The organism is Marinobacter caseinilyticus, from assembly GCF_011074955.1.
In the GTDB taxonomy this organism is placed as follows: Bacteria; Pseudomonadota; Gammaproteobacteria; order Pseudomonadales; family Oleiphilaceae; genus Marinobacter; species Marinobacter caseinilyticus.
On record NZ_WUQJ01000020.1, the window covers coordinates 1 to 16,237 of the forward strand.

Annotated in this window: 16 protein-coding genes; 7 read left to right on the forward strand and 9 right to left on the reverse strand. The window is 56.9% G+C overall.

The window, feature by feature from the left end; genetic code table 11:
- Positions 1 to 312 (forward strand): IS3 family transposase (locus tag GRX64_RS09360; protein WP_166266528.1); only part of this gene is annotated, 312 nt, incomplete at its 5' end.
- Positions 313 to 456: 144 nt separating this feature from the next.
- Positions 457 to 1,131, forward strand: a complete 675-nt coding sequence (locus GRX64_RS09365; RefSeq protein ID WP_166266530.1) for a transglutaminase-like domain-containing protein — start codon at positions 457 to 459, stop codon at positions 1,129 to 1,131.
- An 80-nt stretch (positions 1,132 to 1,211) separates the two neighbouring features.
- Here the strand turns inward: GRX64_RS09365 and GRX64_RS09370 are convergent, their stop codons facing one another.
- From GRX64_RS09370 to crp, 5 genes are all read right to left on the reverse strand, one after another.
- Positions 1,212 to 1,595, reverse strand: a complete 384-nt coding sequence (locus GRX64_RS09370; protein ID WP_166266532.1) for a YkvA family protein — start codon at positions 1,593 to 1,595, stop codon at positions 1,212 to 1,214.
- A gap of 160 nt (positions 1,596 to 1,755) precedes the next feature.
- Positions 1,756 to 2,160 (reverse strand): MAPEG family protein, encoded by a 405-nt coding sequence (locus tag GRX64_RS09375; protein ID WP_166266534.1) that lies wholly within the window; start codon positions 2,158 to 2,160, stop codon positions 1,756 to 1,758.
- A gap of 124 nt (positions 2,161 to 2,284) precedes the next feature.
- A complete protein-coding gene (locus GRX64_RS09380; protein ID WP_166266536.1) occupies positions 2,285 to 2,968 on the reverse strand; it encodes a YciC family protein in 684 nt (227 codons plus the stop codon).
- Positions 2,969 to 3,093: 125 nt separating this feature from the next.
- Complete coding sequence (locus GRX64_RS09385) at positions 3,094 to 3,600, reverse strand: hypothetical protein (RefSeq protein ID WP_166266538.1); 507 nt, start codon at positions 3,598 to 3,600, stop codon at positions 3,094 to 3,096.
- 39 nt (positions 3,601 to 3,639) lie between these two features.
- Positions 3,640 to 4,281, reverse strand: coding sequence for a cAMP-activated global transcriptional regulator CRP (gene crp / locus GRX64_RS09390; protein WP_166266540.1), 642 nt, complete (start codon positions 4,279 to 4,281; stop codon positions 3,640 to 3,642).
- Between the two features lie 369 nt (positions 4,282 to 4,650).
- Here crp and GRX64_RS09395 point away from each other — a divergent pair, with 369 nt between their 5' ends.
- The 4 genes from GRX64_RS09395 to GRX64_RS09410 all read left to right on the forward strand — a co-directional run bounded on the left by GRX64_RS09395 (position 4,651) and on the right by GRX64_RS09410 (position 7,727).
- Positions 4,651 to 5,070, forward strand: a complete 420-nt coding sequence (locus GRX64_RS09395; protein WP_166266542.1) for an OsmC family protein — start codon at positions 4,651 to 4,653, stop codon at positions 5,068 to 5,070.
- A gap of 234 nt (positions 5,071 to 5,304) precedes the next feature.
- The gene (speD, locus tag GRX64_RS09400) at positions 5,305 to 6,096 is read left to right on the forward strand and encodes an adenosylmethionine decarboxylase (protein WP_166266543.1); all 792 of its coding nucleotides are present in this window, start codon (positions 5,305 to 5,307) and stop codon (positions 6,094 to 6,096) included.
- A 146-nt stretch (positions 6,097 to 6,242) separates the two neighbouring features.
- Positions 6,243 to 6,845, forward strand: a complete 603-nt coding sequence (locus GRX64_RS09405; RefSeq protein WP_166266545.1) for an FMN-dependent NADH-azoreductase — start codon at positions 6,243 to 6,245, stop codon at positions 6,843 to 6,845.
- A gap of 36 nt (positions 6,846 to 6,881) precedes the next feature.
- Positions 6,882 to 7,727 (forward strand): pirin family protein, encoded by an 846-nt coding sequence (locus GRX64_RS09410; protein WP_166266547.1) that lies wholly within the window; start codon positions 6,882 to 6,884, stop codon positions 7,725 to 7,727.
- A 25-nt stretch (positions 7,728 to 7,752) separates the two neighbouring features.
- On the opposite strand, the gene GRX64_RS09415 is transcribed toward GRX64_RS09410, so the two are convergent.
- The gene (locus GRX64_RS09415; protein WP_166266549.1) at positions 7,753 to 8,619 is read right to left on the reverse strand and encodes a phosphoribulokinase; all 867 of its coding nucleotides are present in this window, start codon (positions 8,617 to 8,619) and stop codon (positions 7,753 to 7,755) included.
- Between the two features lie 21 nt (positions 8,620 to 8,640).
- Positions 8,641 to 12,405 (reverse strand): DUF1631 family protein, encoded by a 3,765-nt coding sequence (locus tag GRX64_RS09420; protein WP_166266551.1) that lies wholly within the window; start codon positions 12,403 to 12,405, stop codon positions 8,641 to 8,643.
- A gap of 166 nt (positions 12,406 to 12,571) precedes the next feature.
- On the opposite strand from GRX64_RS09420, the gene GRX64_RS09425 reads away from it, so the two are divergent.
- Positions 12,572 to 13,642, forward strand: a complete 1,071-nt coding sequence (locus tag GRX64_RS09425) for an aminopeptidase (RefSeq protein WP_166266553.1) — start codon at positions 12,572 to 12,574, stop codon at positions 13,640 to 13,642.
- Here the strand turns inward: GRX64_RS09425 and argA are convergent.
- On the reverse strand, positions 13,613 to 14,923 hold the full coding sequence (gene argA, locus GRX64_RS09430; protein ID WP_166266555.1) for an amino-acid N-acetyltransferase: 1,311 nt from the start codon (positions 14,921 to 14,923) through the stop codon (positions 13,613 to 13,615). The two genes, GRX64_RS09425 and argA, sit on opposite strands and share 30 nt — an antisense overlap.
- A 110-nt stretch (positions 14,924 to 15,033) precedes the next feature.
- The gene (argE, locus tag GRX64_RS09435) at positions 15,034 to 16,209 is read right to left on the reverse strand and encodes an acetylornithine deacetylase (RefSeq protein WP_166266557.1); all 1,176 of its coding nucleotides are present in this window, start codon (positions 16,207 to 16,209) and stop codon (positions 15,034 to 15,036) included.
- Positions 16,210 to 16,237 lie beyond the last annotated feature (28 nt).

The following is a 16,237-nucleotide window of genomic DNA, read 5'->3' on the forward strand; positions in this document are numbered from 1 at the left end:
ATGGTGCATTCAGACCAGGGCAGTCAGTTCAGCGGCGGTGAGTGGCAAAGCTTTCTGAAGGCCAATCATCTGGTAGGCAGCATGAGCCGGCGTGGTAACTGTCATGACAACGCCGTGGCTGAAAGCTTCTTTCAGCTACTCAAGCGGGAACGAATTAAACGACAGATCTATCCGACACGGGAAGCTGCCAGGCGCGATGTGTTCAACTATATTGAGATGTTTTACAACCCGAGGCGCCGACACGGCACGAGTGATAATCTGTCGCCGGTAGAGTACGAGCGGCGTTACTTTCAGAGCCTGAGCGGTGTCTAGAATACCGGGGGCGATTCAGAGCTTGGCGGCCGGGAATACCGTGCTTGGCAGCTAAGGCCATGCCATTTGAGGGGTTTGGCCATTGCGGCAGCCCCACCGCTGGGTGAGCATCGAACCTATTGTCACCAACGGATGCCACGTCCCATGAAACAGTACCTGCAGGCCACCGATTACTTTGACTATCACCAGCCACAGCTCAAGGCCTGGATTGAATCTCAATTAAAGGGCGTTCCGGACGACCCGGTTGAGCGGATTAAATTGCTGTATTTGGCGGTGCGGGACAGCATCACCTACAACCCTTATGTATTCAGCACTGAGGCACACACCTTTCGCGCCAGTGACGCCTTGATCAGCGGCGAGTCCTACTGCATTCCAAAAGCGGTGTTGCTGGGCGCGGCCGCTCGCGCAATCGGAGTTCCCAGCAGGCTGGGACTGGCCGATGTCCGCAACCACCTGTCCAGCCCAAAGCTGATCGAATGGCTGCGATCCGACATTTTCCGCATGCACGGCTTTATTGAGCTGCACCTGAACAATCGCTGGGTGAAAGCTACGCCCGCCTTCAATGCGCAACTGTGCGAACTGATGAGCGTGGAACCACTGCCCTTTGACGGTGTCCACGACTCGGTGTTTCAGGAATACACCGAAGCCGGCCACGCTCATATGGAATACGTCAATGACCACGGTGTGTTTGCAGACCTGCCCTACGAGTTCATCGTTGAAAGCGTGCAATCCGCCTACGGTCATCTGTTTGGTCCCGAGCATAAGCTGGAGGGTATCGAGGGCAACCTGGAGCGGGATATGCTAGAAAGTGGGCAATAGTGCAGGGCTTCGATGGCGGATCAGGATCGCCAAACATATGGAAAGGGTGTAACCCGCCATTTTTTCGAAGCTGACCAAGGTTAAGAAAAAACCAGTTGATAAAGCCATCGCGAAATCGCCAGTAACGCGAGCACCCAGAGAATGATGATAACGGCAGCCGCCGCATAGCTGACCGGCTTTTGCGAGGCACTCTCAGCCTGCCTCCTTGCCGCGACGATAATCTCTGGCGGCGTCAGCCGAATGATGAGCGCCAAGCCAAGGGGAATGATAATGATATCGTCCAGGTATCCGATAACCGGGATGACATCGGGAATCAGGTCAATGGGGCTGATCGCATAAGCGGCGACAACCAGCGCCAGCAGGCGCACCGGCAATGGCATCCGAGGATCACGAGCCGCAAAATACACCGTGAGGCTCTGCTGCCGAAGCAAGCCTGCTTGCCTTTTGATCTTGCTGCTGTTCATTTCGAGTCGCTCACTCGCCACCGCTCAACCATCGCGTGCAAGCTGGCGGTACTCGGGCTGCCTGGGGCGCGCACCGACATCACGCGCCGCATTCAATGCCGGTATTTGACCCGGCGATTCCCAGCCGGCCTTAGGCAACAGGCCAGACCGGTTTTGATCGTTACCCCAGCAATCCAAACACCATGTACAGGATCAACCCCACCTGAATCAGGTAAAAAGTGGCGCGTAACATGATCTGCAGAAACGATGTGCCACTGATATGCACCAGGCCCTGTGCGATGCGGGCGTAGAGTACGAAAGCGGCGACTTTATCTACGGCCGCCATCTGATTCATCAGTGCCGCGATGACCACGACGCCGGCAAACAGCGGGAAATTTTCAAGACAGTTCATGTGGGCAGCTTTGGCGCGTTGCAGAAACAGCGGGTCGATTGGCACCTTGCCACGTTCCCAGCTGTCGATGGGCCTGGCACCGGTCAGGGCCTGCGGAATGCGAGGGCCAGCATAGGCCAGCGCCAAGACAAGCATCCAGACGATGTACAACAATACGGCGGTCAACGCAGTCATGTTTGGTTCCTGTTTATTGGTGAATATCCACGCACACATCGGTCATGGTGCTTCAAATCAACAACCGGCCAGTGGGGGCGTCACCTGGGCATTGGCACAGCCGCACCATGCCCCTTTCCTGCCTTTACGGGGCCATGCCCGCCTGCTCTGACCGGTAATATTCATAGATACGAAACGCAAAAATTGTGTAGAACACACCAAAAACGGACGAGGCGGTGTCTAATAGGGAGTAGGCAATATCATAATTAAGCCCCAGCGCCGTCAGCAATTTCACAATCAGTAAGTACGGCAGCCACAATGCGAGACTGATGACAGCGTAACCGCCCAGGATCGCCCACACATAGTCTGCGGTGGCGTGCCAGCTCGATTTAAGCGCCTCGATTGCGTGCTTCTGATTCAGCAGCAGCTCGAATTCTGCGAAGGCGTACCGGATCATAAAGATAATGCCTGGCACGATCAAGGCCATAAACCCGACAAGGACCATGGCGCCCACCAACAAAATCAACAGAAAGTAGCGCCCCCAAACCTGGGCACCTTGTCGCCACAGCGCTTTGGTGCTCAGGGTCTGCCCGGAAATTGTCGACGAAATATAAAAGATCACCGCAACCATATACACCGAGTAGGACAGCCCCCAAACCACCATCATCACCAGGCTGGAGCCCAGTGTCGGTGCCTCACCCTGGGTTGAGTAAGTATAGAGAGAGGTCAGTATCTCGACCGGAATAATGATCGGCAAGATAATCGAGGCAATGGCCATAATATTTCGGCTAAAAAACGACCAACTATCCTGCAACGATTCTTTAAGCATGAACGCCCCTGATTGTGAAAGTGCACTGCCAACGCATTGGACGAATGCTAATAGACCTCATGTTGGCGCAGAGACACTGGCGCGGTCATTCCGACCAGCGTCACGGTTCACGCGATAAGGCTGTATCAGTGAATTGGTTGGGTATACAACGCCGAAAACAACCGCTCCACCAAGCGAACTTCCTGGGCAGCCATGCGCTGCGTGGTCTGATTTTCGAAGTCTTCGAAGCTGCCGGCGTAACAAGCCGCAGCGATCTCCAGACAGAGGTGAAAAATGCGGCGATTTTCGAGGGTAAGACCGTCGGCGCCTGGGCTGCCGGTCGGCTTGCTGGCCAGGATTTCCAGGGCCAGCGTCGACAGTTGCTCCAACAACTCCGACGCCGGCCGGCAATCCAAAAAATTGGCCTTGAAGAGCTGAACATCGGCGTTCGGTACCACCTCCTGGCCACCAGCCAACTGCTTCAGCTCGGCGGCATGCTGGTGCAGCAACTCACTCACCAGGGCTTTCTCTTTGGCCTGATTGCGACCATCGGCCCACATCATCTGAACCATGGGCAATATCTGAACCAGATGGACATGGCTCGCCGGTAGTTGATGTTGTGCCAGTAATGCAAGAAATCGGTTTTGAGCCACTACAACGTCCCTATCTTGTCCGTGGTTGGCATCACGGGCCTAGCGGGTGCCATACACCACCATGGTTTTACCTTTCACCTGAACCAGCCCCTGGTCTTCCAGGGTTTTCAGCACACGCCCGACCATTTCGCGAGAACACCCCACTATGCGGCCAATTTCCTGGCGGGTGATCTTGATCTGCATTCCGTCAGGGTGGGTCATTGCATCGGGCTCTTTGCACAGGTCCAGCAAGGTTCTGGCGACACGACCGGTAACGTCGAGGAAAGCCAGATCACCGACTTTGCGCGTGGTCTGACGCAGGCGCGTCGCCATTTGCTCGCCGATGAAGTAGAGCACCCGGGGGTCCTGCTGGGCGATTTCCCGGAACTTGGTGTAGCTGATTTCGGCCACTTCGCACTCGGTCTTGGCTTTGACCCAGGCGCTGCGGGAGTCCATGTTGTCGAACAGGCCCATTTCCCCGAAGAAATCTCCGGCGTTGAGATAGGCCATGATCATTTCCCGGCCGTCATCATCTTCAATAATGACAGTGACTGAGCCTTTGACGATGTAAAACAGTGAGTCGCTTTTGTCGCCAGCGTAAATAATGGTGCTTTTCGCAGGGTAACGCCTGCGGTGGCACTGCGAAAGAAAGTAATCGAGATGCTTGGTCTTTTGCTCAACCGGTTTGACGATAGTGGCCATAATGCGAGTTGTGCCTCCTTTTACTGGCGAATTCCCGGTGTTGTTGTAATCACCCGGCTGTCCTTGCGGGTTACTGTTAGCGTCGGCGATATCCGCTTGGCGGACTTCAGTCGCGGCCCCGGGGTGGCGTTTGACTGGCGCACACGCGCCGAGCGTCGCAACTTATAACAAGAAGGCCCGGTTTCAGCAACCGGAACACAACCGTGGGGAAGTATAGAACACTGTGAATACTTTGCCCCGGTTTTGCTGCCAGGACACTTCGGCCTCAGTCTGTCGACGATTCTGCAAGTCTGGAGGGCATCCCGGCACGGTGCCCAGGCTGAAAAGGATGTGCTAGCATTCCGGGCTATTAATTCCAAGGAGATCCTCATGAAAGCAACCATCGACTGGGCCGGTGACGCCAGCTTCAAAGCCACCAGTGGCAGCGGCCATACGGTGCAAATGGATGGCCCGCCCGACCACGGCGGCCGAGACCTTGGCCCCCGCCCCATGGAGATGTTGTTGATGGGTCTGGGCGGTTGCTCGGCGTTCGATGTGATGAGCATTTTGCAGAAAAGTCGTCAGGAGGTGACGGGGTGTCACGCCGAACTGGAAGCGGAACGTGCCGATGCAGTGCCTGCGGTGTTCACCCGGATTCACCTGCATTTCGTGGTGACCGGGCGGGGCCTGAAAGAAAACCAGGTCAAGCGTGCGGTTTCGCTATCCGCTGAAAAATACTGTTCGGCCTCCATCATGCTGGAAAAGGCCGGCGTCGAAATCAGCCACACCCATGAAATCCGGGAAGCCTGACGATCACCGCTTGCGGAGCCTGAAATTGTTCGGCCATTACGGATGCTAATTTGTCTTCCGACACCCTGTTAAACCGCTTTCAGGGTGTGCATAATACGCAACCTTTCCGCCGGTCTGTGCAAAAGGTGATCAATCCGGTCAGTTATCGGTGGCGGCTTCGGTGCCATAAACGTGCTGGTATGTTCAAGCAGGCATGACCACACATCATTTACCTCCAGAACTGAGGGGCTGAGCATGGAATCCAAGCTACAGTTGCATGGGTTTAACAACCTGACCAAATCGCTAAGCTTCAATATTTATGACATTTGTTATGCGCAGACGGAAGAGCAGCGGTTAGCCTATATTGATTATATCGATGAGATGTACAACGCAGAGCGTTTGACCCAGATCCTCACCGACGTGGTCAAGATCATTGGTGCCAATGTGCTGAATATTGCCCGCCAGGATTACGAGCCCCACGGCGCCTCGGTCACCATGCTGATTGCCGAGCACGAACTGACCAACGGTGAGCCCGACAACGAAGAATCCCCCGGCCCCTTGCCAGATGCCATCGTGGCACACCTGGATAAGAGCCACGTGACCGTGCACACCTACCCGGAAAGCCATCCCTACGAGGGCATCAGTACCTTTCGGGCGGACATTGATGTATCCACCTGCGGCCTGATCTCACCCTTGAAGGTATTGAATTACCTGATCCACAGTTTCGATTCCGATGTGGTCACCGTGGATTATCGGGTCCGTGGCTTCACCCGTGATGTGGACGGCACCAAGCATTACATTGATCACGACATCAACTCGATCCAGAATTACCTGACCGAGGACACTCAGAACGCGTATCAGATGATCGATGTGAACGTGTATCAGGAAAACATGTTCCACACCAAAATGATGCTGAAAAACTTCAAGCTGGATAACTACGTGTTTGGGGTCAACGCCAGTGACCTCGGCAGCACCGAAGCCCAGTCCATTGAAGAGCGCCTGAAGCGGGAAATGCTGGAAATTTTCTATTCCCGCAATGTTGAATAACCGGACCTGATGGCAGGCAGCAACGCTGCCCGCCATCTATTCAGTTTTTTTGAACATCCCCACCAGATTTATCCGATTTCTTCCACGACACGATCGGCGTTTAATGAGTCCATAACCTGAACACAAAGGTCTGGAGACTCACCATCATGAAGAACATCCTTGTTATTACCGCCAGTATTTTTGGTCAAGACGGCCAATCCTCGCAGTTGGTCAAGAAAACGCTCGACAACCTGAAAGCCCAACATCCGGGCGTATCGGTGGTGTATCGCGATCTCGCCGCCAATCCCGTGCCGCACCTGGACGCTGACCGATTCGGCGCATTTTCCGCCGCCACGGACGAACGCTCGGGCGAGCAACAACGGGTAGTGGACTATTCGGATGGCTTGATCAACGAAATTGTTGAAGCCGATACCATCGTGTTGGGCGTGCCGATGTACAATTTTGGCATTCCGTCAGCGCTTAAAGCGTATTTCGATCACATCGCCCGCGCCGGCGTCAGTTTTCGGTATACCGCACAAGGGCCGGTCGGGTTGCTCCAGGATCGCCCGGTTTATGTGCTGGCGGCACGTGGCGGCATCTATGCCGGCACCAGCAACGATACTCAAACTCCCTACATTCGGGCATTCCTGGGCTTTCTAGGCATCAAGGATGTCAACTTTGTTTATGCCGAAGGCCTGAATATGGGTGATGATCATAAACATGAAGCATTGGATGGCGCCGCTACCAACATTGACGCGCTGATCGCGTAGGCGGCCCACCTGACACGACTCAACGGGGAGGTGAACATGGCTATTCGTGCTATCAAACAAGTCATTCCCGCCATCGAAACATCCGATGGTGCGGGCGTGAAAATCAAACGCTCGATCGGGCAGAGCCAGGCCATCCGGCTCGATCCATTTTTGATGCTGGATGAGTTCGGTTCCGAGCAGGCGGCCGACTATATCGCCGGCTTTCCTTCGCACCCACATCGCGGATTCGAAACCGTTACCTACATGATTGAAGGCCACATGCTGCATGAAGATCACCTGGGCAATCGCGGCAACTTGAAGAATGGCGGCGTTCAATGGATGACGGCGGGACGCGGGATTATCCACTCTGAAATGCCTCAGCAAGAGGCAGGCATGATGCGAGGCTTTCAACTCTGGCTGAACTTGCCCGCAGCCGAAAAAATGAAACCGGCGGGTTACCGGGATTTGCAGCCCGAAGATATTCCGGAAGCCGCCTTCAGCGGCGGCAAGTTGAAGCTCATTGCCGGAGAGCTCCGTGTGGAGGACCGCGCTTATACGGGTGCCATTTCCGGAGGTTCCACTGCGCCGGTGTACGCCGACATCCATCTGGCCTCATCCGGGCAGATTACCCTGCCGCTGGCTCCCGAGCTAAATGCCATGCTGTACCTGTATGACGGCCAGGCCTCATCAGGGGACACGGAGCTCCGGCGCAGCACCGCCAGCGTACTGGGTGCCGGTGACACGCTGCAGTTGACCGCCGGCAGCGAAGGGGCTCGGGTGTTGTTGATTGCAGGCAAGCCCATCGGCGAACCGGTCGTACAGTACGGCCCATTCGTGATGAACACCAAAGAAGAGATTGAGCAGACCCTGAGGGACTATCACGATGGCCGGTTGACCGCCTGAACGGGGCCGGCGCTGCAGTCAGGCACTAGGCAAACGACTTTTGCGACATCAGGTCCGAGACCATTGGTCGCATAATAAGGTCCATCGCCAGGGACAGTTTGGTGCCCGGTATGACCAGCGTGTCATGCCGGGACACACTGCTGTTAGCGATCATCTGCAGCAGGTAAGGGAAGTCCACCGCCGATGACTCCCGGAAACGAATCACAATCAGACTCTCATCCTCGGTCGGCACATCCCGAACCACAAAAGGGTTGGAAGTATCCACCAGCGGAATGCGTTGAAAATTGACGTGGGTGTGAGAAAACTGCGGCACGATATCGTGGACATAGTCGTCCATGCGGTTGATGATCGTCGCTACCACCGCGTCCTGAGAGTAACCGCGATTGTAGGTATCCCGTCGTATTTTCTGAATCCACTCCAGATTGACGATCGGTACCACGCCGATGAGTAAGTCGACGTACTGCGCGATATTGTAGGCCTCACTGGTCACCCCCCCGTGCAGCCCTTCGTAAAACAGCAAATCAGTATCCGCTGGCAGTGGCGCCCAGGACGTAAAGGTGCCCGGCTTGTGCCCGGCCCGGATCAGTTCATAGTCTTCATCATGCACATAACGGCGGAACTGACCGCTGCCGGTGTGGCCGTAGTCGTAGAACAGCGCTTCGAGTTTATCAATATGGTTGGCGGCCAGGGCGAAGTGGTTACGCTCGCCAAACTGGCCTTTGGCCGCCAGCCGGGTCATTTGATCGCGAGTATAGCGGTGAAAACTGTCACCCCCGACCAGGGCCGCGTGAATGCCCTCACTGGCGAAAATACGGCTGAAACTACGCCCCGTGGTCGTGGTTCCAGCTCCCGAGGAACCCGTGACTGCGATAATGGGGTGGCGTTTGGACATAAGTTACCGGTGTGGGGTGGTTTAAATCAGGCTGCTCAGCAACCGTGGTTTTTCGATGATGTAGCCCTGAGCGTAATCAACACCCAACAACCGCAACGCTTCCAGCGCCTCCCGGCTTTCAACCTGGGACGCAATGACTTCGCGGTTCATGTAGTGCGCCATCTCGACCATGGAGCGTACCATAGCGTGATCGGTCTCGCTGACGGCCACTTGTTGGGTAAACGCTCCGTCCAGCTTGATCAGGTCCACCGGCAAGGTTCTCATATACTGATACGAGGTAGGCCCGCTGCCAAAATTGGCCAGACAGAAACGACAGCCCAACTCCCGCATTTCCTCAATAAACTCCGCAACGCCCTGGACGTTATTGATCGCAGCGGCCTCGGTGATCTCAAACCACAGCCGCTCAATGGGCGCATTTTTCTGACTGAGCTTGTCGTAAATGAACTCCAGCAAGGATTCGTCATTTAACGAATAGCCGGACAGGTTGATGCACATACCGCCAAGCTCGGCCACTTCGGACGGAGCGTCTCGCAACCAGTCCAGCATGTGCCCCACCACCCAACGGTCCACTGCCTGCATGCGATTGTAGCGCTCGGCCATCCGCACAAACTCGGCCGCCGTGATCAGATTGCCGGCATCGTCGTACATGCTGATCAACACCTCGTACTGGGACGGCATCTGGGTGGCGGAGTGCAAAGGAATGATCTTCTGGCAGCGCAGCAACATGCGCTCCTCATCCAAATTACCCAGGCCGGCCACCTTGGCGGCAATCTGCTCCTGTTGTGCCTGCCCGTGGGCATCGAGGCTGTACAGTGACACACGGCCATTGCCCTGCTTCTTGGCCACCTTGCAGGCGTCGTCTGCCGCTCTCAGCCAACGCTCGGCCGTAGCCAATGCCGGCAGTGCGGGTGCCATACCCGCACTACCCGACAATCGGTAATGCTTGCCTGCAAACGTCAGCGCCATGGATTCAATGGCCTTGATGACACTCGTGATCGTTGTTTCTGCCTTTTCCGATGACACTAGAAAGCCAAATTCATTACCGGCCAAACGCGCCAGCGGCATACCCTCGCCCACTTCGCGACGAAGGATATCCGCTACCGCCTTGATGGCATCGTCACCGGCCGAGTAGCCGGCGGTGTCATTGAGCAGGCGCAGCTGGCGAAGATCCAGTCGCACCAGGGTACGTTCATCTTCATGCCGGGCCAGCTGTTGTTCCAGCATGCGCTCAAACTCCCGGCGCCCCAGTAACCCCGTCGCCTCATCGTGGGTCGATGCCCAGGACAGCTGGTCGTATACTTTGCGCACCATGAGATCAATACTTTCGTCCACCAGCGGCCGGTCGTAGAGGCCGTCTGGAACGATAATACCTTTCTGCATCTGGCGGGCCATTGCATTCAACTCCAACTCCACCACACGCATGCCCTGATGGTTCACAAACACAAAGCGGCTAAATCCGCGGGCAATCCACACCAGACGAATGTACTGAGGCTCTTCCGGTTTTTCCTGATCCCGGAGCCAATCCCCTGTTCGCAGTTTCTGTGCCCGGGCAATCCAGCGCTGTAAACTCTTCTGTTCACGTTCCAGTGCCTGCTGCTGGCGCTGCTCTTCCGATTTTGCGGGCGCCGCCACCTGAACCATTTCTACTACGGAGTTCGGCTTACGGACCAGAAACTGTTTGAGTTCGTCTCGAACCTGGGACGAGGGCATGTGATTGCTCGATATCGATGCCAACCCGTCCTGGATCACCCGGAGCAATTCCGGCAGATTGATGGCGGCATCCGGATCACCACCAAAGGTGAGCAGTGAGTCGATCACCGACAAATAGTCCTGCCATAGCTGGCCGTCCGGGCCTTGTCGTATCCAGGTCAGTGACAGCAAGTCGCGCCAGCCGCTGTTTAGCAGACTGACCACGGCTTTTGGCACCTGACGACCGGCCAGGCGCTGATCAAGAGCCTCACTGACGGCGGCTTTCGACTCCGCCACTTTCTGGGCACCCTCAGCCGCCGCCGTGACTCGCTCGACATTGCGCCGGTACACCAGATTTTGACGATCAATCAAGCCATCCAGCTCGCCCAAGGCGTTTTCAAAAACCCGGGTATCCTGTTCAAAATCGGTGGTAATTCGCTGCACCAGCTCGTCAATACGGCGCTGAACCACCTGATTCATGCGGCCACCTTTGATACCCAACTGCGCCAAGCGGTTCATCACACCACGAACCGGGCTGGCATGGTCGTCAAAAAAAGCCCGGTCCCGCAGCACCACCTTCAGTACCGGCACCTCGAGCTGACGCATATGCTGCTGGGTAGACTCACTGAGTTTCGGATTCTCCACCACACTGCGGAAGAAACGATCAACCACATCCAGTGTGCCTTGCTGCTCAACATCCAGTGCGTTATTGCCGGATGCCTTAACCCGCTCGATAACACGGTCTTTCAACGCAACCGGCTCGGCGGATGCCTCCACGCCCTGAACCTGAAGCTGTTGCAGCTCGCGTTGAAATTCACCTGCCGACAGCGGTCGAGCCTGAGGGGCGAAGTGAACCGGTTCGATGTCACCACGGCTCAAGCGGCTGGCCGTCAGCGTCGATACCAGATTCCGGACGGTCGCAAAAGCCGATTGTGCAGCCTGGGAATAATTACGGAAACCTTGGGAAGCGTTGGCACCCAGAGCATGCGGAGGTTTGGCTGGCGATGTCGCCGGCCGTTCTTCCGGCTCACCCGAGGCGAGAGTCTTGCGGGCGGCCGGCTCTGGGGTGGCCGGCTCGGCTTTAGCCACAGGCTCAGGGCGTGGGGTGCGCTCACTCAAATACTTGCTGAGGTCCAGGTCTGGCAGGATGCCTTGGCGGATCAGAAGCTGATTCAGATCCTGGTACAGTGGTTCCAACGCCTGCAACACCGAGCTTTCAAAGGTTTTCAGACACACTTTCTCAACGTTGCGACTGCCCTTAAGGTGCTGCAACCCCTGATGGAAAGCTTCGCACACCAGCGAGGGACCGAGCGGATTCTGGTGTCCCGTGGCATTGCTGACCGCCAGTTTGTCCAGCCGCATTTTCAGCTGCAGCAACTCGCCGCGGTAGAGGGTATCGGCTTTAGTGACCATCACTTTGATGGTCAGCCAGTCTTCAAACTCGCCCTTGTCCACCACCGCCAGTTCGCCACCCGGGGCGCCTTTGCGCTCCGGTTTGAGCGGTGATTCCAAGGCTTTCATCATCTGATGCCAAATCGCCCGCTGCCGGATTGCAAGCTGGCCATTGGCGTCCAGATAGTCGTTGGCTTGCTGGTCACTGGTGGCGCTCTGGGCCGCCTGCTTGAGCGCCTCGGACATCTGGGCCAGGCAAGTATCCATCAACGGTTCGATATAGTGCACCAAGGCCTTCGCGCATTGGTGCAATACAAACTGAACTTTTTCACTCGGGGGCTTGAGCGCCGGGCGCTCCTGGTTGCGGTCGCCACCACACTGCTGCAGCATGGCGGCGACGGCTTCCGGATTCACCTGGGTAAACAGAACGCCGACAGCGCCGTCAATGCGTCGCATAATGCGGGCCTTCATTTCATGGCGAGTCCGACCGTCCACACTGCGAAAACGCACGCCTATTTCATCAGTGCCACTTCGCGCGAGGCTTTTGTCCAGCTTACGGGCTGTTTCACCGGAATAGCGTATGAACAGACCTTCTGCGCAAAAGTCCGCAATCTGGCAGGGCCATGCTTCTTCAGGCCCCAGAACAAGCTGGGCGGCCAGCTTGATGGGCTGGCGAGGGCTGGCGCGACGTTCCTTCGGATCCATTGACTACCTGACAATTGGTAAAGCGGATGGCGGTGCGACACGCAACACCCCCTTTTATCGGCACCTCCCAACCTTTGGCGGGAGTATCGTGCCGTACATGCGATCAAACCGCTGCGGCTAACTCCTGATAGTATAGCCTGCAGGACTTGGGTTAAAAGTAAAACACATGAATCAGCTTAGCCATATCTACCTACTTGCGCTACTGATGCTCAGCCAAACGGGCTGCACAGCGATCAGCTACTATGCGCAGGCAATCAACGGCCAGTTTTCGTTAATGATGGAGCGGGAGCCAATCGACCAGGTGGTCGCCCGACCCAGCACGTCAGACGAACTCAAACGCGCCCTGGCGACGGCGGTCGAGGTGCGCGAATTTGCCCGCGATCGCCTGGACCTGCCAGTCGCAGGTGCCTTCCGGGACTATGTCGACCTCGACCGGCCCTACGTGGTCGTTAATTTAGTGGTTGTGCCCGAATTTTCTCTGCAAGCCCACCAGTGGTGCTATCCCTTCGTTGGCTGTCAGGCGTATCGCGGTTACTTCGACCTTGAAGACGCCCGCGCCGAACAGCAGACTTTTCAGACCCGGGGCTATGATACGTATATCGGAGGCGTAACCGCCTACTCCACACTGGGCTGGTTTGATGACCCGATCCACAGCGGCTTTACCCGCCTGCCCACGCATTCGATGGCGGCCTTGATAATCCATGAACTCAGCCACCAAGTGGTATACGTTGCCGGCGATACCGCGTTCAATGAAAGCTTTGCCACCGCCGTGGAGCTTGAGGGCCTGAAGCTCTGGCTGACGCAGCGGGGTGAACAGACAGGCTTCCGGCGGGCACTCGCCCTGCTCGACCAACGTGCCCAGACCCTAGCGCTGGTAGAGGATGCCAGCGATCAATTGTCCGCTTTGTATCAGCGCCGGGGCGAGATGACGGATCAAAACCTGAGGTCCCTCAAACGCGCCACATTGGCACGGTTGCGGGAAGACTATCTGGCGCTGTCGCGACCTTGGCGCGATCCTGGCCCATTCGGCGAAAACCCACCGGCTTTCAATAACGCCAACCTGGCATTATTCCAGCAATACAACCAGTATGTGCCGGGATTTCGTCAGCTTCTCAAACAGCACGATTATAATTTCACCCACTTTTTCGAGGCGGTCAGAGCGCTGTCGGAAACGTCGGCAGAACATCGAAGCCTGAGACTATCGCAACTAGGTGAGGCGTTTGACGAACACTTTTGAGTTGCGCTGGGTATTGTAGTTCGCCAACTTGGGTCCGGGCAGCGACTGCACCGACGACGGCTCAAACCCGCGCTCACGAAACCAGTGCTCCGTCTGCGTCGTCAAGACAAACAACCGGGCAACCCCCTGGGATCGGGCCATACCCTCCACCATCGCAAGAATGTCATCACCGCGCCCAGACCGTCTGTAAGCCGGGTCCACCGCGAAGCAGGACAACTCACCGGCTTGCGCTTCCGGGTATGCGTACAAAGCGGCACAGCCGACTATGGTGCCGTCGCGCTCGGCCACAATGAAACAGCCAATCTCGGTTTCCAGCAACTCTCGGGAACGCCGGACCAGGATGCCCTGCTCTTCCAGCGGCTGAATGAGTTCAACAATGCCGCCAATATCTTCAACCCGTGCCCGGCGCACCTGCTCGTAGTTGTCATCACTGACCAGCGTGCCGGAACCGTCCCGGGTAAACAGCTCCTCCAGCAAGGCGCCGTCTTCGGTGTAACTGATGATGTGAGCACGCCGCACACCCTTAACACAGGCATCGCAGGCGGCCTTGAGCAGCTCACTGTCAGCTTCGGCGGCGGCCACGCCCGCCAGCCGATCACAGGCCTGACGCACCGTCAGTTCACGAATCAGCACGCCGGACTCATCAAGCACACCCTGGTGCTCGTTGAAGATAATCAGTTTTTCGGCCTGTAACGCCGCCGCCACCTGGCTGCCGACATCCTCATAGGACAAGTTGAAGGCATCACCGGTGGGTGAATAACCCAGGGGCGGCAACAGCACTATGTGGCCGGCTTCCAGCAGTTTTTCAATGCCACTGACATCAACCCGGCGCACACGGCCGGTATAACCGTGATCGATCCCCCCCAGCACACCAACCGGACGGGCCGCGACATAATTCCCACTACTGACCCGGATGCGGGCACCGTGCATGGGTGAGTTCACCAGCCCCATGGAGAGCCGGCTTTCAAGGTGCGCCCTCAGGGCACCGATGGCCTCCAGTGCCAACGGCAACTGGTCTTCCTTGGTAATGCGTAGACCGTTGTGGAATTCCGAAGTTTGACCAGCACTGTCCAGGCGCTGCTGGATCTGCGGACGGGCGCCAAATGCCACCACCAACCGGACACCCAGGCTGCTCAGCAAGGTGATGTCATGGATGATGTTGATCAGGTTGTCATGCGCAATGGCCTCACCCCCCAGCGTCAATACCACCGTGCGACCACGGTGTGCATTGATGTAGGGTGAAGAGTGGCGAAATCCATGCAGCCAGTCGTTTGATTTCAAGTCCTTGCTCCCACAGCCTTCTGGTATCGAGTTCGATAACATCCAAGGATCGTTAAGGTTTGCGTGCCAGCGCCGTTGGATGAGCAAGCGTCGGCACTGAACCGTCCCGTTTACTCCACACAAAAGCGCTGAATAAGGCCCTTCAGTATGGTGACCGCCGGCGTGATCTGGGATAACGCCAGAAATTCATCGGGCTGGTGGGCCTGATCAATCGAGCCCGGCCCCATCACCAGTGTTTCCAGGCCCAATTGCTGGAGCCAGGGCGCCTCGGTGGCGAAGGCGACACTCTCTGCAGGCTGGCCGGTCAATCGTTCACATACTTTTACCAACTCGGCCTCCGGCGACGTTTCAAAAGCCGGCACACCATCAAACAAGGGTTCAAACGTCAGTTTCAAACCCCGGCGCGCGGCCAGCGGCTGAACCCGATGCAGTATTGCCTGGCGCAATTCATCCATCTTCATGCCGGGCAGAGGCCGCAGATCAAAATGCAGTTCGCATTGGGCACAGATCCGATTGGGGTTGTCTCCACCGTGTATGCAGCCCAGATTCAACGTCGGGACCTGAACCTTGAAGTTGGGGTTCCGGTACTGAGCTTGCCAGCCCGAGCGCAGCGCCAGCAGTTCGGTCATGGCTTCGTGCATCCCTTCCAGGGCGTTGTTGCCCAGCGCCGGATCCGAGGAGTGCCCCGACTGCCCCTCAAACAACAGCCGCTCCATCATGATGCCCTTGTGCATTCTGACCGGCTTCAGGCTGGTGGGCTCTCCTATCACTGCGTAACGCGCTTTTGGGCGACCGGCTTCCGCCAATGCCCGCGCGCCGTTCATCGAGCTTTCCTCATCGGCGGTGGCCAGAATGATCAGCGGCTGTTTCAAGGCCTGACCCGAGAAGGCCCGTGCCGCCTCAATGGCTAATGTGAAAAAGCCCTTCATGTCGCAGGTTCCCAGCCCGTACCAGCGATTATCCCGCTCGGTCAGGGTAAAGGGATCACTCTGCCAACGTTTGTCGTCGTAAGGCACGGTATCGGTATGCCCAGACAGCACCAAGCCACCGTCGCCACTGCCCAGCGTGGCAATCAGGTTGTACTTCCCGGGCATTCCCGGTACGGGCAATATCTCGGTGGCGAACCCCATGGGCTCCAGCCACTCCGCCAACTGCCGCACGACCGGCTCATTGCTGTGGTCCCACTCCGGCGACGCGCTGCTGATGGACGGCAAGGCGATCAGCCGGGCAAGCATGTCGCGGATACTGGGCGCTTTTGGTGCCGTGGCAATCTTGTGATCAGACATATCGCACACCGTGATGTTCGGAAGGCAG